Source organism: Nocardioides sp. NPDC047086 (assembly GCF_040643685.1).
Taxonomy (GTDB): domain Bacteria; phylum Actinomycetota; class Actinomycetes; order Propionibacteriales; family Nocardioidaceae; genus Nocardioides.
The window spans coordinates 23,673-42,059 of record NZ_JBEYUV010000001.1; the positions used below are offsets into that span (position 1 = coordinate 23,673).

The following is an 18,387-nucleotide window of genomic DNA, read 5'->3' on the forward strand; positions in this document are numbered from 1 at the left end:
ATGTCGACGCGTCGGCCGAGCGTCCCCTTGACAGCCGCCGGACGGAGCGGCAACGTGATTCAACGCTGGCTTCCGCAGGCAAACGGGTTGTTCCAGGGGTCGCCCCAGACGCCGGAGCCGAGCACCTCGAGTCCATCAGCAGACAACGGGAAGGCACCACCATGGCGGATCAGAAGCCCACGACCACCGACGCAGGCGTCCCGGTCGCGAGCGACGAGCACTCGCTCACCGTCGGTCCTGACGGGCCGATCCTGCTCCAGGATCACTACCTGATCGAGCAGATGGCCCAGTTCAACCGGGAGCGGATCCCGGAGCGCCAGCCGCACGCGAAGGGTGGCGGCGCGTTCGGCAGGTTCCAAGTGACCGGGGACGTCAGCGCCTACACCAAGGCCGCGGTCTTCCAACCGGGCGCCACCACCGAGCTGCTGGCCCGGTTCTCGACCGTCGCGGGCGAGCGAGGCAGCCCCGACACGTGGCGCGACCCGCGCGGGTTCGCGCTGAAGTTCTACACCAGCGAGGGCAACTTCGACCTGGTCGGCAACAACACGCCCGTCTTCTTCATCCGCGACCCCATGAAGTTCCAGCACTTCATCCGCTCGCAGAAGCGGCGGGCTGCCAACAACCTGCGCGACCATGACATGCAGTGGGACTTCTGGACCCTCTCACCGGAGTCGGCCCACCAGGTCACCTGGTTGATGGGAGACCGCGGCATCCCGAAGAGCTGGCGCCACATGAACGGCTACTCCAGCCACACCTATCTGTGGATCAACTCCGCGGGCGAGCGGTTCTGGGTGAAGTACCACTTCAAGACCGACCAGGGCATCGAGTTCCTCACCCAGGAGGAGGCTGACCATCTGGCCGGTGCCGACGGCGACTACCACCAGCGAGACCTCTACGACACGATCGAGGCCGGCGACCACCCGTCGTGGACGCTCCACATGCAGATCATGCCGTTCGAGGACGCCCGCACGTATCGCTTCAACCCGTTCGACCTGACGAAGGTGTGGCCGCACGGCGACTACCCGCTCATCGAGGTCGGAAAGATGACGCTCGACCGCAACGTCACCGACTACCACACCGAGATCGAGCAGGCCGCCTTCCAGCCCAACAACATCGTCCCGGGCACCGGGCTCAGCCCGGACAAGATGCTCCTTGCCCGCGGCTTCTCCTACGCCGACGCGCACCGGGCACGGCTCGGGACGAACTACCAACAGATCCCGGTCAACCAGCCGAAGGCGCCCGTCCACAGCTATTCCAAGGACGGGGCGATGCGGATGCAGAACGTGTCCGACCCGGTCTACGCGCCGAACTCGTACGGCGGACCGCAGGCCGATCCCGAGCGCTACCCCGAGACGGCCGTGTGGGCCAGCGACGGCGAGATGGTGCGCTCGGCCTACACGCTGCGCAAGGACGACGACGACTGGGGCCAGGCCGGCACCCTCGTACGCGACGTGCTCGACGACGCCGCCCGCGACCGTCTCGCCTCCAACGTCGTCGGCCATCTCTCCGACGGCGTCTCGGACAAGGTGCTGGCACGCGCCATCGACTACTGGCGGAACATCGACAAGGACCTCGGCGACAAGATCGCGAAGGGTGTCAACGGCAGCTGATGGATCTGGGCGCTCACCCTGCCCGAGAGGAATATGGTGGCAGGGTGAGCATCCCGGTCGCGCTTCCTGATCTCGCCTCGACCCTCCAGCGGTTCGGCAGCGGCTTCCTGCTGACCACCGCGGGCGAGCGGATCAAGGTCGTGGTCGTGGATCCGGTCGTCGAGGGCTCGACGTTGCGGATCTCCGATCCCGGCGGCGGCACCCGCGCGAATCTCGCCGCCAACCCGGTGCTCACCCTGACGTACGCCCCGCTCACACCGCGCGACCATGCGCTGATCGTCGACGGCACCGGCCGTGTCGAGGGATCCGACGTCCTCGTGACACCCACCGGCGCGGTGCTGCACCGGCCGGCGTCGCACGCGTCCGGGCCGGTCTCCGAGGACGGGTGCGGGCAGGACTGCCGTCCGGTCTGACGTCGTCGGGCGCGACGAGAAGAACCGCCCGCGCGTCGCGTCGCATCACCTGACGCCGTCCGTAGGCTCGACCCATGGAGACCTCGACCACTGTGCTCGTCACCGGCGCGACCGGGTTCGTCGGTCGGCGGCTGGTCGCTGAGCTGACCGAACGCGATCTCACGGTGCGGGCGATGACCCGGCGCCCGGACGACTACGACGGCCCCGGCGAACCGGTGGGTGCCGACGTCGACGACCCCGCCACCCTGCCGGCCGCGCTCGACGGGGTCGACGTGGCGGTCTACCTGGTGCACTCGCTCGACCACGACGACTTCGAGGAGCGCGACGCCCGGGCCGCACGGTCCTTCGGGGCCGCCGCCGCCCGGGCCGGGGTGCGCCAGATCGTCTATCTCGGTGGGCTCGGCGACGACGGGGACCTCTCACCCCACCTGCGCTCGCGACGCGAGGTCGAGAATCTCCTCGGCGAGGCCGGCGTCCCGGTAACGGTGCTGCGGGCCGCGATCGTCGTCGGTCGGGGCGGCATCTCCTGGGAGCTGACCCGGCAGCTGGTCAAGAACCTTCCTGCCATGGTGGTGCCGAGGTGGACCGCGACCCGCACGCAGCCCGTCGCCGTCGACGACGTGATCCGCTATCTCGCCGGCGTCATCGACAACGAGGACGCCATCGGCGAGGTCTTCGAGATCGGCGGCCCGGAGGCGATGACGTACGTCGACATGCTGACCATCGCCTCCGAGGTGGCCAACGGCCGATCGATCCCGGTCGTCCCGGTGCCGGTGCTGACGCCCCGACTGTCGTCGTACTGGCTGGCGCTGGTCACCGACATCGACGTGACCACCGGGCGCAACCTGATCGACTCCATGACCACCGAGGTCGTCGTGCGCGACCGTCGCATCCTCGATATCGTGCCCGGCGAACCGCTGCCCTACCGGGAGGCCGTACGTCGCGCCCTGGCCGAGCGGCTGGCCGAGGAGAACGCGCTCTGAGCCACCGGTGCCTCAGCCGAAGAGCAGGGGCAGCGCGAGCAGCATCGACAGCGACCACGTGCAGTGGGTGAGGATCGGCGCGAGGACGCCGCCGGATGCGCGCCGTTCGAGCCCGACCACGACACCGAGCAGGATCGCTGCGAAGGCCAGCATCACGTTGCCGGTCGCCAGCGTCGCGAGCACATAGGCCACCGACGTCCAGGCGACGGCATGGCGAGGCAGGGCGGCATAGACCGCGCCTCGGAAGAACAGCTCCTCCGCCACCCCGTTGACCGCCGTCACCACGACGAGGATCGGCAGCGAGCCCTGGTCGGCGAAGTCGAGCACCGAGCGCACCTGCCGGTCCAGCCAGTCGATCTCGCGCACGACCAGACCGCCGATCACGAAGATGCCCGCCAGGCCCAGGCCGACCAGGATCGGCGACAGCACCGGGCGTACGAAGCGATGCTCGCCCTCCTCCCGGCTCCAGGCGCCGATCCGGCCGAGGTGCAGCGGCCCGGACGCGAAGGCACCGATCGCCCACACCCCGGCCAGGACGAGGGCCGCCGGATAGAACCAGGCGCTGCCCGGCTCGATGCGCAGCGAGACCCCGAGCACCGCCGCGCCGAGCACACCGAAGCCGATCGTGACCAACCGGCGGCGGCGCAGAGCGGCGTCGCTCGGACGGTGGTCGCGTGGGACCACGTCCCACAAGGACCGGCGCACCCAGCGGCGCACGGCACCCCCTCGCTCCGGTGTTGGCTGCGTTCGCCCCCAACCTACGGGACCGTCAGAGGATGGCGACGGCGTTCGCCGGTGAGCCGGTGGCACCGATGACATTGAGCGGCTTGACGCTGAGGAAGGCCTCCCATCGCTGCAGCGCGTCCATGCGGCGTGCCAACGGCCCCAGCCGCCACAGCTCACCGAGCGGCATGCCGAGCTTGGCCAGGAACTCCTGGTGCATCATGCCGCGGTCGTTCGGCGCCGACCGGAGGAACGGCGAGTCAGGGACGGGCGGCAGGCACTCGACCGCGAAGGTGTCGGCGGCGAGCAGGGCCAGACCCGTGTCCCAGGCCCAGTCGAGCACCTCCTCGCTCTGCGCGATCCCCGTGGCGCGACGGAGAGCCTGCTGGGCCAGCTTCTGCTCGGCGGTGAGCTCGAGGAACCACTCGCACCACCCGGTGTGGAGCATGACGATGTCACCGGTACGCAGCTCGATCGCCTGCGCGGTGAGGGCCTGGTCGATGTAGTCGTACGGGATCGGCTGGCCGGCCTCGTGGTCGAGAGTCTCCTCGCGCCGGGCGAGGAGGCCGGCGATGTCCACCAGGACGCCCCGGCTGACGATGGGGCGGTCGGCCCAGACCTGGATGCCGATGTCCTCCGTCCCCGGGATGATCAGCTCGTCGGCGGTCCCGCCGTAGAACCCGGCGTCATCGGCCCGCCGGTGACGCAGCCCGTCGACCTGCGTCGAGGACTGCAGGTAGTAGCGGTCGAGATAGTCGTCGCGGTGAGCCGGGTGGTTGCCGTAGATGACGTGCTCGGACGGCTTCCTGGTCTGGGACATCCCGGGCATGAACGCGTTGACCGGGTAGTCCAGCCCGAAGGCCTCCCCCAGCTGAACCAAGCCGGCCGCGGCCACCACGCCCTGCTCGTCCGCGAACGACGGGGTGCCGCGCCACGGGTCCTCGAAGAGCTCCCAGGAGGTGCCCCGAAGCGGGCCGGGCCGGTCGTGCAGCTCAGCCCTGCTCGGACGGTCGTGCGTGGTCATGGTGTGTCCCGTTCGTCTCTCGGACCAGCTGGATGCCGGGCCCCCACGCGGCTTGCCTCAGTATCTCGCGGTCCGCCGTGCCCTAAAGTCAACTTTCGATGCCCGACAACTGGCTGAACCAGACCCGCGAGTCGTACGACACCGATGCCGCCGGCTATGCCGAGCAGGTACGCGGCCTGCTGGACGATCGTCCGTACCTGCGCGCCGGTCTGGCCGTGTTCGCCGAGTCGGTGCGTGCCGGCGGGGGCGGGCCGGTGGCCGATGTCGGCTGCGGCCCCGGGTACGTCACCCGGCACCTCCACGACCTCGGCGTCGACGCGTTCGGGATCGACCTCTCCCCCGAGATGATCGCCATCGCCCGGCACGACCATCCTGATCTCGGGTTCGAGGTCGGGTCGATGACCGATCTGCCGCTGGCGGACGGATCCGTGGGCGGCGTACTCGCCTTCTGGTCCGTCATCCACATCCCCGACGCGGTGGTGCCGAGGGTGTTCGCGGAGTTCCGGCGGGTGCTGCGGCCCGGCGGCACGGTGCTGGTCGGGTTCCACGTCGGCGACGAGACTCGGCATTCGACCACCGGCTACACCGGGCGCCCGATCAACGTCGACAGCCATCGCCGTCCGCCCGAGCAGATCTCGCGCTCGCTTCGGGAGGCCGGGTTCGACATCGAGGCCGAGCTGCTCATGCGGCCCGACGACGAGGTCCCGGGTGCCATCGTCGTCGGGCGGGCGCCTCAGGACGGGCGCTAGGCGGGCACCCGTTCCCCGACGGCCACGGCCGCCGGCGAAGTCCGCGCCGTGAACCGCAGGTTCGGGTCGTCGACGGAGCGGAGCCGCAGCTCACGGGTGTCGTAGAGGTAGTCCTGCCGGATCTGCCACGGTGCCCGCTTGCCCTGGCGAGGCATCACGGCGTCGCCGCGCTGGATGTAGCCCGACCGCATCGAGGCGCCCATCACGGAGACGTCGTCGCGATCATCACCCGCCGCCTCGGCGACCACCTGGCCGTAGCCGTTGCGGGCCATGTGCTTGAGCAGGCGGCACAGGTACGCACCGGCGAGGTCGGCCTTCAGCGTCCACGACGCGTTGGTGTAGCCCATCACGATCATCGCGTTGGGCATGCCCTCGACCAGGGTGCCCTTGTAGAGCATCCGGTCGCGGGTGTCGACCGGCTGACCGTCGACCTCGACGCGCATGCCGCCGAGCAGCTGGATCGTGAGTCCGGTGGCGGTGATGACGATGTCGGCGGGGATCTCCTCGCCGGACGCCAGCCGGATGCCGGTCTCGGTGAAGGTGTCGATCGTGTCGGTGACGATCGACGCCTCGCCCCGCCGCAGGACGGCGAACAGGTCGCCGTTCGGCACCACGCACAGCCGCTCGTCCCAGGGGTTGTAGCTCGGCTCGAAGTGCTTCATGTCCACCTCGCCGCCGACCTGGGCGCGGATCGCGGTCAGGATCGCCTTCCGGGCGGCCTTGGGGGCGGTGCGGCAGAAGCGGTACATGCCCTGCTGCAGCAGGATGTTGCGTACGCGGCCGGTGCCGTAGACCGCCCGGCTCGGCACCTTGAGCAGGTTGAGCGCAGCCGAGACCGGGTCGTCGGCCGGGACCGGCACGACGTACGTCGGCGAGCGCTGCAGCATCGTGACGTGCTCGGCCTTCTCGGCCATGTTCGGGACCAGGGTGATCGCGGTGGCGCCGCTGCCGATGACGACCACGCGCTTGCCGGTGTGGTCGAGGTCCTCGGGCCAGTGCTGCGGGTGGACGAGCTCGCCCTGGAACCGGTCCTCACCAGGGAAGACAGGCCGGTGGCCCTGGTCGTAGTCGTAGTAGCCGGTCGCGCCGACGAGGAAGTGGCTCGTCCACTCCTCCGTCTCGCCGGTGGTCTCGTCGAGCGCCGTGGTCGTCCACAGGCCGCGCTCGCTGGACCAGAACGCGGAGACGACCTTGCGGCCGAAGTGCGTGTGCTGCGTGACGCCGTACTCGTCCGCGGTCTCCTCGATGTAGCGCTTGATGCTCGGACCGTCGGCCAGCACCTTGGTGCCGTGCCACGGCCGGAATCCGTAGCCGAAGGTGAACATGTCGGAGTCCGAGCGGATCCCGGGGTAGCGGAACAGGTCCCAGGTGCCGCCCATCGCGGTGCGGCGCTCGAGGATGGCGTACGTCCGCCCGGTCCGTTCGCGGGTCAGCTGGCTGGCGACGCCCACGCCGGACAGTCCGGCTCCGACGATGAGTACGTCGACGTGTCGCTGGGTCATGCGGTCCTCCGAAGGTCCGTGGTCGTCATGTCCGTCATGCCCTGGGTCGTCGCCAGGATGGTGTCGGCGATCAGGTCGGGGTCGTCCGCCATCGGCACGTGACCGCAGCCGGGCAGCTCGACGTGGCGTGCTCCGGGCAGGCGCAGCCGCGCCTGTCCGGACTGGTAGGGACGCAGGACCCGGTCCTTGCTGCCCCACGCGATCGTGATCGGCATGTCCGCCGGCACGGCACCGTCGAAGAGATAGCCACCGCGGATGATGTCGCGCACGGCCTGCTTGGAGTCGAGCATGTTCCGCAGGTCCGCGTACGCCACGTCCGGCGCGATCAGCGTCGGCCGGGCGCTCGCCCAGCTGAGGCCGAGCGTCCGGCCCCAGGGGTGACGCAGCAGCCACGGCGCGACGGGCCTCAGCACCCCTGAGGTCGCGATGACCGAGGCGAACAGCGCGCGCACGTAGGCGAACTCGACGTCGTTGCGCCAGAAGCCGGCCGGGGAGATCGCGGTGACGCTCCGGGCGAGCCCGTGCTTGCTCATCTCGAGCGAGATCAGCGCACCCAGGCTGTTGCCCACCACGTGCGGGCGCTCTATGCCGGCCGCGGCCATGAACTCCTCCAGCGGCTCGATCAGCGCCTGTCGCGGCGAGCGGCCGTCGGTCGCGTGGGCCGGCGACTCGCCGTGCCCGGGCAGGTCCACCAGGAACACCTCGTGGTGCTCGGCGAGCCGGTCGACGACCGGGTGCCAGGCCTGGCGGCGATGACCGATGCCGTGGATCAGGAGCAGCGGCTCGCCCGAGCCGGCACTCTCGTACGCCAGCACGTCAGACCGCCGCGCTGGACGGCTGGGCACGGAAGCGCGCCGCCCGACCGTCGATGCCGAGGACCCGCCAGACCAGCGCGGCCGGCCCCTTGCGGATGCCCAGGTTGTCGGCCAGGAGGCGTACGTCCGAGAAGAGGTCGCGCAGGAGCTTCTCGGAGTCCTCGGACTTCCACCAGATCTCCTTGGCGACGTCCTTCGGGATGCCCATGTCCTCGCGCGCCTGCTTGCTCGGCACCATGATCACGTCGCACAGGAGTCGCATGACGACCGGGAACAGGTAGGTCAGCGCGCGCCGCTTGAGCGGGTTCATCTGCGCCCAGTGGTGCTCGAGGTACTGGTGGGCGAAGCCGATGTGGCGCGCCTCCTCGGCGATGTGGATCTGCATGACGCGGTCGATCAGCGGGTGGCTGCCGCCGGCCCGCATGATGCTCTTCTGCAGGTGGTCGATCGGCTCCTCGCCACCGAGGATGCCGACGAAGAAGATCTCCGGGAACCAGGTCCCGGCCGACGTCACCAGCGGAGCCAGCCAGGCGAACCAGCCCGGGGCCCCGGCGACGCCGTCGACCCCTGCGTTCTCCACGAACCGGTTAACCGACTCCTGGAACATCTGGATGTGGTGGGTCTCCTCGGTGACCTCGTGCATGGCGTAGCGGAACTCGGGGTTGCCGTCCTTGGCCAGGATCAGGTGGTGCATCACACCGGCGATGAGCACCTGCTCGAACTGTCGCCCGACCTTCGCGATCTGCGCGTAGCGGTAGACGCCGACCTGGATCTGCCGCTCCTTCGAGAGCGACTTGTACCACTCGTGACGGCCGATCTCGTCGGCGTCGGTGAGGATGAAGCGCTCGTCGCTCGGGTCGAGGTGGAACTCGGGGTCGTCCCACGCGATGTCCTTGAACGCCTGGAAGTGCTGGTCCACCGACGCCTCCGAGAGCGTCCGCAGGGTGTCGTAGTAGGACTGCTTCGTCGTCGGGTTCGTCGTCGGGTTCGTCGTCGGGTTCGTCGTCGGGTTCGTCGTCGGGTTCGTCGTCGGGTTCGTCGTCGTGTTCATGACGACCTCCTTCGTGGTTCTCATCGGGTGGGGACCGGAAGGGATCGACTGATGATCTCCTTCATGATCTCGGTGGTTCCGGCGTAGATGCGCTGGACGCGGAGGTCGGTGAAGGCGCGGGCGATCGGGTACTCCTCCATGAACCCGTAGCCGCCGAAGAGCTGGACGCACTTGTCGACGACGAGGCCGGCGCGCTCGGAGCTCCAGTACTTCGCCATCGCGGCGGTCGGGATGTCGAGCTCGCCCTTGACGTGCAGCTCGACGCACTCGTCGATGAAGGAGCGCGCGACCCGGGCCTCGGTCGCGATCTCGGCCATCTCGAACTTGGTGTTCTGGAAGCCGAAGACCGGCCGTCCGAAGGCGGTGCGCTCGTTGACGTACCGAAGGGTCTCCTCGAAGCAGAACTCCATCGCCGCCACGCTGCCGACCGCCACGATCAGCCGCTCCTGCGGCAGCTGCATCATCAGCTGGACGAAGCCGTCGCCCTCCTTGTCGCCGAGCAGGTTCGAGGCCGGGACGCGTACGTCGTCGAAGAAGAGCTCGCAGGTGTCCTGCCCCTTCATGCCGATCTTGTCGAGCACGCGGCCGCGCCGGAAGCCGTCGGTGTCGGTCGGGACGATGACCAGGGAGATCCCGGCCGCGGCCTCCTCGGGGTTCGTCTTGACCGCGACCAGCACCATGTCGGCCAGGAGACCGTTGGTGATGAACGTCTTGGCGCCGTTGACGACGTAGTCGTCGCCGTCCTTGATCGCCTTGGTGCGGATGCCCTGCAGGTCGGATCCGGTGCCGGGCTCGGTCATCGCGATCGCGGAGACCACCTCACCGGAGGCGAGCTTCGGCAGCCACTCGTTCTTCTGCTCCTCCGTGCCGTACGCCAGCAGGTAGTGGGCCACGATCCCGCTGTGCAGCGAGGCGCCGAAGGACGTGTCACCCACCCGGGCCTGCTCCTCGATGAGCACGGCCTCGTGGGCGAAGGTGCCACCGCCACCGCCGTACGCCTCGGGGATCGAGAGGCACAGCAGGCCCAGCTCGCCCGCCTTGCGCCACAGGTCGCGGTCGACGTGCTTGTCGGCGATGTAGGTGTCGATGTTGGGCTTGACCTCCTTCTCGAAGAAGGTCCGGGCAAGGTCGCGAAGGTCGTCCAGGTCCTGGTCCATCCAGGGCGAGCGGCGGGACATGCGAGGCCTTTCGGGTCGGGGTACATGGTGTATCAAGGACATGGTGTCCCACTTACCCTCTGGATACAAGGTGTAGCCGGCGCCGTCTCGCTAGGCTGACCATGTGGTTGACGTGGTGAAGTGGGTGGATTCCACTGTCCGGCGCCGCTCCGCGAAGGAGGCGCTCGACAACGACGCGCGGCGTGCCCAGGTGGTCGAGGCGGCCGTCGCGGCGATCGAGGAACGCGGCCCGGGCGTCGGCATGGCCCAGGTCGCCGAGCGCGCCGGACTCCCCCGCCCGAACGTCTACCGCCACTTCGCCAGCAAGGAGCAGCTCGACGCCGAGGTCGTCCGGTTCGCGTCGACCGAGCTGATCCGCCGCGTACGCCCTCATCTCGCCCGCGCCGGAGCGCCGCGTGAGGTCATCGGCGGCGTCATCGAGCCCTGCGTCGTCTGGGCCGACGAACACCCCAATCTCTACCGGTTCGTCGCCGCGCAGCAGCAGACCAAGGCCCTGCACCACGCGCGGATGGGACGCAACCGCTTCCTCGACGAGCTCATCGACGCGATGGGCTCCTACCTCCGCGCCTCCGACATCAGCGACACGCCCTCCGACGGCATCCTCGCCGGCCTGATGGGCATGGTGGACGCCAGCATCATCTGGTGGCTCGACCATCACGACGAGACCCGGGACCAGCTCGTCGACCGCCTCACCCGGCAGGTGGTGGTGGTGCTCATCGACATGCTCGACGACCTCGGCCTCGAGGTGCGTGACGACATGGTCTTCAAGCCGCGCTCCAACTGATCAGGAACGAAGAAGCGTACGGGCTTCCGATTTTCTAGGCTCGTCTCAACAGACCAGCCAGGAAGGAAAGACCGATGGCGAAGAGCAGCACGTTCACCGAGGAAGAGAAGGCCGCCATGAAGGAGGCCGCTGCCGAGCGCAGGACGGCCGCCAAGCGTGGCACCGGGAGCAAGAAGGCTGCGGCCGATCTCGCAGACTGCCTCGAGAAGATCGAGGCCATGGACGACAACGACCGCGCGATCGGCGAGACGCTCCACCGGATCGTCACCACGCACGCGACCGACCTCGCCCCGAAGACCTGGTACGGCATGCCCGCCTACGCCAACGCCGACGGCAAGGTCGTGGTGTTCTACAAGTGCGCCGGGAAGTTCAAGATGCGCTACGCCGAGGTCGGCTTCCAGGAGTGGGCGAACCTCGACGACGGCGACATCTGGCCGACCGTCTTCGCCGTCACGTCGATGACCCCGGCCGTCGAGGAGAAGCTCACCGAGCTGGTGAAGCGGGCGGTTCGCTAGCCGGCGTGATGCTCGCGGTAGCGCTGGTAGAGCCGCTCCAGGAACGCCTCGAGCTCGGCGGCCATCTCGTCGTCCAGCGTGGGGAACGAGAAGGTCGCCTTGCCCGTGCGGCGCTTGCGGAACGCCTCCGACGAGCCCTCGAGTGCTTCCGGCCAGGTGTCGACGGCGATCGCGTAGAGGCTCACCTTCTGCGCGCTCCGCTTGACCGCGGCGAAGTAGTCGTGCGCGCCGGAACCCGGCCAGCGCAGCGACGGCATCCCGTAGATCGTCGCGTCCTCGAGCTCGTTGCGGTATCGCTCGAGGAGCGCCCAGATCCGGGCTTCGACGGCATCGAGGTCGGCCATCTACGGAGCATACCGACGGAAGAATCGGAACCGACGGCGTCGCCGATCGTCGGTGCGTTCGGCCACCCGGGCGCGGGCCCGGGCAGCACGCGCCGCGCGCCGCTCGGCCCATGCGGCCACCGTGGTGTCGGGGTCGCGCGGCATCGTGATCAGCGGCGGTCCTGCCGGTGGTTCGTAGCGTGCCCGGATCACGCGTGCGTTGAAGTCGTCGATCTCGCGACGTACGGCGTTCTCGTCCGCCAGCTGGTCCAGATGCTCGTCCAGGGCGGCGTCGTCCTTGCGGAGCTGGATCGAGGGTGGCAGCAGCACGACGTGCTCGCGCTCGACGAGCTTCCTGACCCACCACTCCGGGTCGTGCTGGTCCGGGAGGTCGATCGGCTCACCGCTGCCGGGCAGGTCCTCGAAGTCTCCGCGCGCGATCGCCTTCCGGACCTGGAAGTCGGCCAGCAGCGCGACGGCGACCGCGTGATCGATCGCGTAGGCGTACGGGTCGTGGGGCTGCACCTCGATCACCATCACTCCCTCGACTGCGGATATAAGTCACCTGTATTATGTCACGCGTATTGAAACTTGGAAGGGGTACGGGATGCCGAAGCAGGTCGACCACCGCGAGCGACGAGAAGCGATCGCTCACGCGCTGTGGCGTGTGGTCGAGCAACAGGGTTGGCCACGAGCGACGATGCGGGAGGTCGCCCGCGAGGCGGATGTGTCCCTCGGGCAGCTTCAGCACTACTTCTCGTCCCGCGCCTCGATGCTGACCTTCGCGATGGAGTTCGCCGCCGAGCAGACTTCCTCCCGGGTGACGCGCAACCTGGCCGGGCTCGACCAGCCCCCGCACGCTCGAGACGTCCTGCGGGTGGTCGTCACCGAGATGCTTCCGCTGCACCCGGAGGCTCACGCCACCAGCCGGATGAATGCGGCGTACGTCCTCGAAGCACTGCACGACCCCGAACTGCGCGTGGTCGCCCGTGTCGGGCTCCGCGAGGGTCGCGACAAGGTCGAGCACCTCATCCGAGAGGCGATGGCCGGCGGGCAGATCTCCACGGACCGGGACCCTGCGATCGAGACCGACCTCATCCTCTCGCTCACCGGACTCACGCCATTGCTGGAGCTAGGCGTGATCGAACCCGAGGCCGCGCTCGCCGCTATCGACCAGCACCTGGACCGGCTCTTCTCGCCCGGATCATGACCATCCTGACGGGCTGATCCATCAGCGCCGAGTCAGTGGGCCATGTCGACGAAGCGGCTGTAGTGGCCCTGGAAGGCGACGACGAGGTCGCGGGTGGGGCCGTTACGGTGCTTGGCGATGATCACGTCGGCCTCGCCGGGGCGGGTCGACTCCTTCTCGTAGACGTCGTCGCGGTGGAGGAGGACGACCATGTCGGCGTCCTGCTCCAGCGAGCCTGACTCACGGAGGTCGGAGACGGCCGGGCGCTTGTCGGCGCGCTGCTCGGAACCACGGTTGAGCTGGGACAGCGCGATGATCGGGACCTCGAGCTCCTTGGCCAGCAGCTTGATCTGGCGGGAGAACTCCGAGACCTCGAGCTGACGGGACTCGACCTTCTTGCCGGAGCTCATCAGCTGGAGGTAGTCGATGACGATGAGCCGGAGATCGTGGCGCTGCTTGAGCCTTCTGGCCTTGCTCCGGATCTCCATCATCGTCATGTTGGGGCTGTCGTCGATGAACATCGGCGCGCTGGAGACCTCGCCCATCTTCCGGGCCAGCTTGTTCCAGTCGTCGTCGGACATGTTGCCGTTGCGGATGTGGTTGAGCGGCACCTTCGCCTCGGCGCTCAGCAGACGCATGGTGATCTCCGAGCGGCTCATCTCCAGGCTGAAGAAGACGCTGGTCAGGTTGTTGTGGATCGAGGCGGCCCGGCAGAAGTCGAGCGCCAGCGTCGACTTACCCATCGCGGGTCGCGCCGCGACGATGATCATCTGGCCGCCGTGGAAGCCGTTGGTCAGCTCGTCGAAGTCGGCGAAGCCGGTGGGGACGCCGTAGAGGCCGGCCTCGCGGTTGGAGATCGCCTCGATCTCGTCGAGGACACCATCCATGATGTCGGCGAGCGGGGAGTAGTCCTCGCCGGAGCGCTTGTCGGTGAGCTTGAAGACCTCGGCCTGGGCCTCGTCGACGATGTTGTCGACCTCGCCCTCGCCGGCGTAGCCGATCTGCACGATCTTGGTGCCGGCCTCGACCAGGCGGCGCAGGACCGACTTCTCCCGGACGATCTCGCCGTAGTAGCCCGCGTTGGCGGCGATCGGCACGTTGGAGGCGAGCGTGTGCAGGTAAGGGGCGCCGCCGATGCGCTCCAGCTCCGCCTTGCGGCGCAGCTCGTCGGCGACGGTGACCATGTCGGCGGGCTCGCCCCGACCGTAGAGATCGATGATCGCGTCGTAGATGGTCTCGTGCGTCGGCCGGTAGAAGTCGGTGCCGCGCAGCGTCTCGGAGACGTCGGCGATGGCGTCCTTGGAGATCAGCATCGAACCGAGGACGGCCTGCTCGGCAGCCATGTCCTGCGGTGGCGTGCGGTCGTTGACCGCGCGCGGAGCGTTGCCTGGTTCGTACGCCGCGGGGCCGTCGCCCCAGTCCTCGTACGGCGGCTCCGGGAAGTCGCCCGGACCGTTCATCGAGCCGGTCTCAGTGACGCTCATTCCCTTGCCCCTCCGTGGTCTGCGGATCGTCGCGGCGTGATCTCGGTCGATTCGGTCCCACGCTACGGGTCAGCACCGACAGTTCTGTTCACGCAGTCCTGGGCCGACCTTCGACGACACCTCAAGTCTCCGCGACCTTACGTCGCATGCCACATCGGCGACAGAGGGTTATCCACAGGGCCTGGGGATAACCAGGGGATAGCGGTGGACGACACCCTGGTCAATGTGAACAGCCTGGGGAGCCGCCTGTGCATAACCGGGGTCACTTGATGAGTAAAGTCCACCTGACCTGCACTTTTGTTGTCCATAGGCTGTGGACGAAAGAAAGTCGACAACCCACCGGGGTTCATTGCCGAGATCGTCGTGCGGCCTTGGGCGTTTTGTCGACATAGCGCCGCACCGACGTTTTCCACAGGTTTTCCACCTGCCCTGGACAACGCCCCGCGCCGACGGTGTTTAACCTTGAGACCGTGACGACCCCGGCGGATGCGAAGACCTACTCGAAGACGGACCGCCGAGGCCTCGACAAAGAGATCTGGCGGCTCGCGATCCCCGCCTTCCTGGCCCTCGTCGCCGAGCCGCTCTTCCTGTTGGCGGACTCCGCGATCGTCGGCCACCTCGGCACCCGCGAGCTCGCCGGCCTCGGCGTCGCGGGCGTCGTGCTCCAGACGATCGTCGGGCTCTGCGTCTTCCTCGCGTACGGCACCACAGCATCGGTCGCCCGCCGCATCGGCGCCGGCGACACCGCCGGTGCGCTACGCCAGGGCATCGACGGGATCTGGCTCGCGGTCATCATCGGGGTCGTCGTCACGGTTCCGGTCATGGTTCTGGCCGAGCCACTCAGCCGGGCGGTCGGCGCGGGCGACGACGTGGTCGGCCCGGCGACGACCTACCTCCGGATCGCCGTCCTCGGGGTGACACCGCTGCTGATGATGCTCGCGGCCACCGGGGTGCTGCGTGGACTGCAGGACACCAAGACTCCATTGGTCGCGGCGGTCGTCGCCAACGTACTCAACATCGTGCTCAACCTCGCTCTCGTCTACGGCGCCGGCCTCGGCATCGCCGGCTCGGCGATCGGCTCGGTGATCGCTCAGGTGCTGGCGGCCGGGATGCTGACGTACGTCGTGGTGCGGGCCGCCCGCGGCCAGAACGTCCCGCTGCGCCCGGATGCACCTGGGATCCGGGCCTCGGCCCGGGCCGGCGTGGCCCTCGTGGTCCGCACGCTGACGCTGCGCATGGCGCTCCTGGTCACGACGTACGCCGTCACCCATCTCGCCGTCGGCGACCAGGCGGTCGGGCTGGCGACCCACCAGATCGCCTTCACGCTCTGGACGTTCCTGGCCTTCGTGCTCGATGCGATCGCGATCGCCGCACAGGCACTGACCGGGCGGTCGCTGGGGGCCGGCGATACCCGGGAGACCCGAGCCATCACGGCCCGGATGGTGTGGTGGGGCATCGTGATCGGGGTCGCGGCCGGCGTACTCCTGGCTGCTCTCTCGCCGTTCCTCGGCGCACTCTTCACCCAGGACGAAGCAGTGCGGGACCTGTTGGTGCCGGTCGTGCTCGTGGCGGCGATCGCGCAGCCGATCGCGGGCGTCGTCTTCGTCCTCGACGGGGTGCTCATCGGCGCCGGCGACGGACGCTACCTGGCCTGGGGCGGGGTCTGGACCCTGGTCGCCTATGTCCCGCTCGTCGCGCTGGCCGTCGCGCTCGGCGGCGGGCTGGTGTGGGTGTGGATCACCTTCGCGGTCGGCTTCATGGGAGCGCGTTTCGTAGTGCTGACCCTGCGTGCGCGCAGCGACCGCTGGCTCGTGACCGGCGTCTGAGCCGGCTGTGCCGACCCGAGGATGGTTTCACGTCGAACATTCCTCAGAGTCGGTTGCGCCACGTCCGGCTTGGCGCGAAGGTCAGGGCATGTCCGCTGACCCGAAGAGCACGTTGAAGAGCTATATCGATGCCCGCCGCGAAGCCCTGATCTCCAAGGTGGAGGATCTGCCGGCGCGCGAGGCCCGACTACCGCGTACCCCCACCGGAACCAACCTCCTCGGCATCATCAAGCACGTCACCGGGGTCGAGGCCGTATATCTCGGGACAACGTTCGGTCGTCCGTTCCCGCATCCCGAGGAGCTGGTCTCCGACGAGGTCTTCGAAACCGACCCGCAGGCGGACTGGTACGCCACCGAGGACGAGACCGTCGCCGGCATCATCGACCTCTACCGTCGGGTCATCGCCCACGGGAACGAGACCATCGAGGCACTGCCGCTGGACGCCATCGGCCACGTACCCCACTGGGGCGGTGAGGAAGTCACCCTCCACCAGATGCTGGTGCACCTCTTCGCCGACCTCGCCGGTCACGGCGGCCAGGCCGACATCCTCCGCGAAGAGGCCGACGGCGCCGTCGGCTGGCGCAAGCCCGGCGACAACATCCCTTCGGAGTACGACTGGCCCGCGTACGTCGCCAGGCTGACCGAGATCGCGGACAAGTTCTGAGCCGAGGCGTCACCCCGGTCGGCCGACCGGAGTGACGCTTCGGCCGACGTACCTGACTTCTCGGCGAAAACGAACAGGCCCGCCTCCCGAAGGAGGCGGGCCTGTGTGGAATCCCTAGATCAAGCAGGGACCACGTTGAGGGCCAGCTTGGCGGACACCTCGTCGTGGAGCTTGACGGAGACCTCGTGAGCACCGAGCGCCTTGATCGGGTTGCCCAGCGCGATGGTGCGCTTGTCGATCGACTCGCCGGTGGTCTCGGCGACCGCGGAGGCGATGTCGGCGGCGGTGACGGCGCCGTAGAGGCGGCCGTCCTTGCCGGAACGGACCTTCACGTTGACCGTGTTGGCCTCGAGCTTGCCCTTGATCTCGGCGGCGTGAGCCTCGTCGCGCACGGAGCGAGCCGAGCGCGCAGCCTTGATGGAGTCGGCCTGCGACTCGGCGCCGCGGCTCCACCGGATGGCGTCGCCACGCGGGATCAGGTAGTTGCGGGCGTAGCCGTCCTTGACCTCGACGACGTCACCGGCGGAACCCAGCCCGGTGACCTCCTGCTGAAGGATGATCTTGGTAGCCATGTCGATCCTCCTCAGCGACCGGTGGAGGTGTAGGGCAGCAGAGCAACCTCGCGCGCGTTCTTGACGGCGATGGCCACGTCGCGCTGGTGCTGGACGCAGTTGCCGGTCACGCGACGGGCGCGGATCTTGCCGCGGTCGGAGATGAACTTACGGAGCAGGGTGGCGTCCTTGTAGTCGACGCCGGTCGCCTTCTCCTTGCAGAACTGGCAAACCTTCTTCTTAGGCTTGCGAATCACTGCCTTGGCCATTGTGGTGCTTCCTTTCTAGAAGCCCGGCCCCCGCCGCGGAGCGGCATATGGGGTGAGTGCCGGAATGGTTGAGGGATTCGGGATTGGTTTGTTGCTGATCAGAAGGGAGGCTCGTCGTTGCCCACGCCCGGGGTCGCCCACGGGTCGTTGGCCGGCGCGCCGCCGCCCGCGTTGGCGGGCTGCTGCGGAGCCGGCGAGGCCCACGGGTCGTTGCCACCGGCCGGAGCCTGCTGGCCACCGCCCTGGGGGCCGCCGTAGCCGCCACCCTGGTTGTAGCCACCGCCGCCACCCTGGTTGTAACCGCCGCCGCCACCCTGGCCGCCGGACTGGCGGCTGGCCTTGGTGACCTTGGCGGTCGCGTAGCGGAGCGAGGGACCGATCTCGTCGCACTCGAGCTCGAAGACAGTGCGCTTCTCGCCCTCACGCGTCTCGTAGGACCTCGACTTCAGGCGGCCCTGAGCGACGACACGCATGCCGCGCTGCAGGGACTCGGCGACGTTCTCAGCGGCCTGGCGCCAGATCGAGCAGCGCAGGAAGAGGGTTTCCCCGTCCTCCCACGCGTTGGTCTGCCGGTTGAAGCTGCTGGGTGTCGAAGCAATCGTGAAGTTGGCAACGGCCGCACCCGACGGTGTGAAGCGAAGCTCCGGGTCGTCGGTGAGGTTGCCGATCACGGTGATGACGGTGTCGCCTGCCATGAGATCTCCCTTTGGTCTGATCTGGGTGTCGGTGTCGGT

The 18,387-nt window shown here is 68.6% G+C and carries 21 protein-coding genes; 9 read left to right on the forward strand and 12 right to left on the reverse strand.

Annotation, left to right across the window (positions count from 1 at the left end; all coding sequences use genetic code 11):
- Positions 1 to 161: 161 nt before the first annotated feature.
- From ABZ796_RS00155 to ABZ796_RS00165, 3 genes are all read left to right on the forward strand, one after another.
- Complete coding sequence (locus ABZ796_RS00155; protein ID WP_357333540.1) at positions 162 to 1,610, forward strand: catalase; 1,449 nt, start codon at positions 162 to 164, stop codon at positions 1,608 to 1,610.
- A gap of 44 nt (positions 1,611 to 1,654) precedes the next feature.
- A complete protein-coding gene (locus ABZ796_RS00160; protein WP_357333542.1) occupies positions 1,655 to 2,023 on the forward strand; it encodes a pyridoxamine 5'-phosphate oxidase in 369 nt (122 codons plus the stop codon).
- A gap of 74 nt (positions 2,024 to 2,097) precedes the next feature.
- Positions 2,098 to 3,006 carry an NAD(P)H-binding protein gene (locus ABZ796_RS00165; protein WP_357333544.1) on the forward strand — a complete coding sequence of 303 codons (909 nt, stop codon included), beginning with the start codon at positions 2,098 to 2,100 and terminating at the stop codon, positions 3,004 to 3,006.
- Positions 3,007 to 3,018: 12 nt separating this feature from the next.
- On the opposite strand, the gene ABZ796_RS00170 is transcribed toward ABZ796_RS00165, so the two are convergent.
- Positions 3,019 to 3,723 carry a type II CAAX endopeptidase family protein gene (locus tag ABZ796_RS00170; RefSeq protein WP_357333546.1) on the reverse strand — a complete coding sequence of 235 codons (705 nt, stop codon included), beginning with the start codon at positions 3,721 to 3,723 and terminating at the stop codon, positions 3,019 to 3,021.
- Between the two features lie 52 nt (positions 3,724 to 3,775).
- Positions 3,776 to 4,753 (reverse strand): cyclase family protein, encoded by a 978-nt coding sequence (locus tag ABZ796_RS00175; RefSeq protein WP_357333548.1) that lies wholly within the window; start codon positions 4,751 to 4,753, stop codon positions 3,776 to 3,778.
- A 98-nt stretch (positions 4,754 to 4,851) separates the two neighbouring features.
- On the opposite strand from ABZ796_RS00175, the gene ABZ796_RS00180 reads away from it, so the two are divergent.
- On the forward strand, positions 4,852 to 5,502 hold the full coding sequence (locus ABZ796_RS00180) for a methyltransferase domain-containing protein (protein ID WP_357333550.1): 651 nt from the start codon (positions 4,852 to 4,854) through the stop codon (positions 5,500 to 5,502).
- On the opposite strand, the gene ABZ796_RS00185 is transcribed toward ABZ796_RS00180, so the two are convergent.
- The 4 genes from ABZ796_RS00185 to ABZ796_RS00200 are packed head-to-tail and all read right to left on the reverse strand — an operon-like array spanning position 5,499 to position 10,048.
- Complete coding sequence (locus ABZ796_RS00185) at positions 5,499 to 7,004, reverse strand: NAD(P)/FAD-dependent oxidoreductase (protein WP_357333552.1); 1,506 nt, start codon at positions 7,002 to 7,004, stop codon at positions 5,499 to 5,501. The two genes, ABZ796_RS00180 and ABZ796_RS00185, sit on opposite strands and share 4 nt — an antisense overlap.
- Entirely contained in the window at positions 7,001 to 7,819 is an 819-nt protein-coding gene (locus ABZ796_RS00190; RefSeq protein WP_357333554.1) for an alpha/beta fold hydrolase, read from the reverse strand. Before ABZ796_RS00190 ends, ABZ796_RS00185 begins: the two co-directional genes overlap by 4 nt.
- Before the next feature lies 1 nt (position 7,820).
- A complete protein-coding gene (locus ABZ796_RS00195; protein ID WP_357333556.1) occupies positions 7,821 to 8,870 on the reverse strand; it encodes a diiron oxygenase in 1,050 nt (349 codons plus the stop codon).
- Between the two features lie 20 nt (positions 8,871 to 8,890).
- Positions 8,891 to 10,048 carry an acyl-CoA dehydrogenase family protein gene (locus tag ABZ796_RS00200; protein ID WP_357333558.1) on the reverse strand — a complete coding sequence of 386 codons (1,158 nt, stop codon included), beginning with the start codon at positions 10,046 to 10,048 and terminating at the stop codon, positions 8,891 to 8,893.
- 124 nt (positions 10,049 to 10,172) lie between these two features.
- Between ABZ796_RS00200 and ABZ796_RS00205 the strand changes: the two genes are divergently transcribed.
- Entirely contained in the window at positions 10,173 to 10,832 is a 660-nt protein-coding gene (locus ABZ796_RS00205; RefSeq protein WP_357333560.1) for a TetR/AcrR family transcriptional regulator, read from the forward strand.
- A 74-nt stretch (positions 10,833 to 10,906) separates the two neighbouring features.
- Complete coding sequence (locus tag ABZ796_RS00210; RefSeq protein ID WP_357333562.1) at positions 10,907 to 11,347, forward strand: hypothetical protein; 441 nt, start codon at positions 10,907 to 10,909, stop codon at positions 11,345 to 11,347.
- Here ABZ796_RS00210 and ABZ796_RS00215 read toward each other — a convergent pair.
- Both ABZ796_RS00215 and ABZ796_RS00220 read right to left on the reverse strand, forming a co-directional pair.
- Positions 11,344 to 11,691, reverse strand: a complete 348-nt coding sequence (locus ABZ796_RS00215; protein WP_357333564.1) for a hypothetical protein — start codon at positions 11,689 to 11,691, stop codon at positions 11,344 to 11,346. The genes ABZ796_RS00210 and ABZ796_RS00215 overlap by 4 nt on opposite strands.
- Positions 11,692 to 12,204: a DUF1992 domain-containing protein gene (locus ABZ796_RS00220; RefSeq protein WP_357333566.1), complete on the reverse strand. Its 513-nt coding sequence runs from the start codon at positions 12,202 to 12,204 to the stop codon at positions 11,692 to 11,694. It lies immediately after the preceding gene.
- 73 nt (positions 12,205 to 12,277) lie between these two features.
- On the opposite strand from ABZ796_RS00220, the gene ABZ796_RS00225 reads away from it, so the two are divergent.
- Positions 12,278 to 12,880 (forward strand): TetR/AcrR family transcriptional regulator, encoded by a 603-nt coding sequence (locus tag ABZ796_RS00225; RefSeq protein WP_357333568.1) that lies wholly within the window; start codon positions 12,278 to 12,280, stop codon positions 12,878 to 12,880.
- A gap of 32 nt (positions 12,881 to 12,912) precedes the next feature.
- On the opposite strand, the gene dnaB is transcribed toward ABZ796_RS00225, so the two are convergent.
- On the reverse strand, positions 12,913 to 14,343 hold the full coding sequence (dnaB, locus tag ABZ796_RS00230; RefSeq protein ID WP_357333570.1) for a replicative DNA helicase: 1,431 nt from the start codon (positions 14,341 to 14,343) through the stop codon (positions 12,913 to 12,915).
- A 470-nt stretch (positions 14,344 to 14,813) separates the two neighbouring features.
- On the opposite strand from dnaB, the gene ABZ796_RS00235 reads away from it, so the two are divergent.
- Together ABZ796_RS00235 and ABZ796_RS00240 are read left to right on the forward strand one after the other, a co-directional pair.
- Positions 14,814 to 16,169 carry an MATE family efflux transporter gene (locus tag ABZ796_RS00235; RefSeq protein WP_357333572.1) on the forward strand — a complete coding sequence of 452 codons (1,356 nt, stop codon included), beginning with the start codon at positions 14,814 to 14,816 and terminating at the stop codon, positions 16,167 to 16,169.
- An 88-nt stretch (positions 16,170 to 16,257) separates the two neighbouring features.
- Positions 16,258 to 16,833, forward strand: coding sequence for a DinB family protein (locus tag ABZ796_RS00240; RefSeq protein WP_357333574.1), 576 nt, complete (start codon positions 16,258 to 16,260; stop codon positions 16,831 to 16,833).
- A gap of 119 nt (positions 16,834 to 16,952) precedes the next feature.
- Here ABZ796_RS00240 and rplI read toward each other — a convergent pair whose 3' ends face one another.
- From rplI to ABZ796_RS00255, 3 genes are all read right to left on the reverse strand, one after another.
- Complete coding sequence (gene rplI / locus ABZ796_RS00245; RefSeq protein WP_357333576.1) at positions 16,953 to 17,405, reverse strand: 50S ribosomal protein L9; 453 nt, start codon at positions 17,403 to 17,405, stop codon at positions 16,953 to 16,955.
- 11 nt (positions 17,406 to 17,416) lie between these two features.
- Positions 17,417 to 17,653, reverse strand: coding sequence for a 30S ribosomal protein S18 (gene rpsR / locus ABZ796_RS00250; RefSeq protein WP_008355445.1), 237 nt, complete (start codon positions 17,651 to 17,653; stop codon positions 17,417 to 17,419).
- A 98-nt stretch (positions 17,654 to 17,751) separates the two neighbouring features.
- The gene (locus ABZ796_RS00255) at positions 17,752 to 18,348 is read right to left on the reverse strand and encodes a single-stranded DNA-binding protein (RefSeq protein WP_160026141.1); all 597 of its coding nucleotides are present in this window, start codon (positions 18,346 to 18,348) and stop codon (positions 17,752 to 17,754) included.
- Positions 18,349 to 18,387 lie beyond the last annotated feature (39 nt).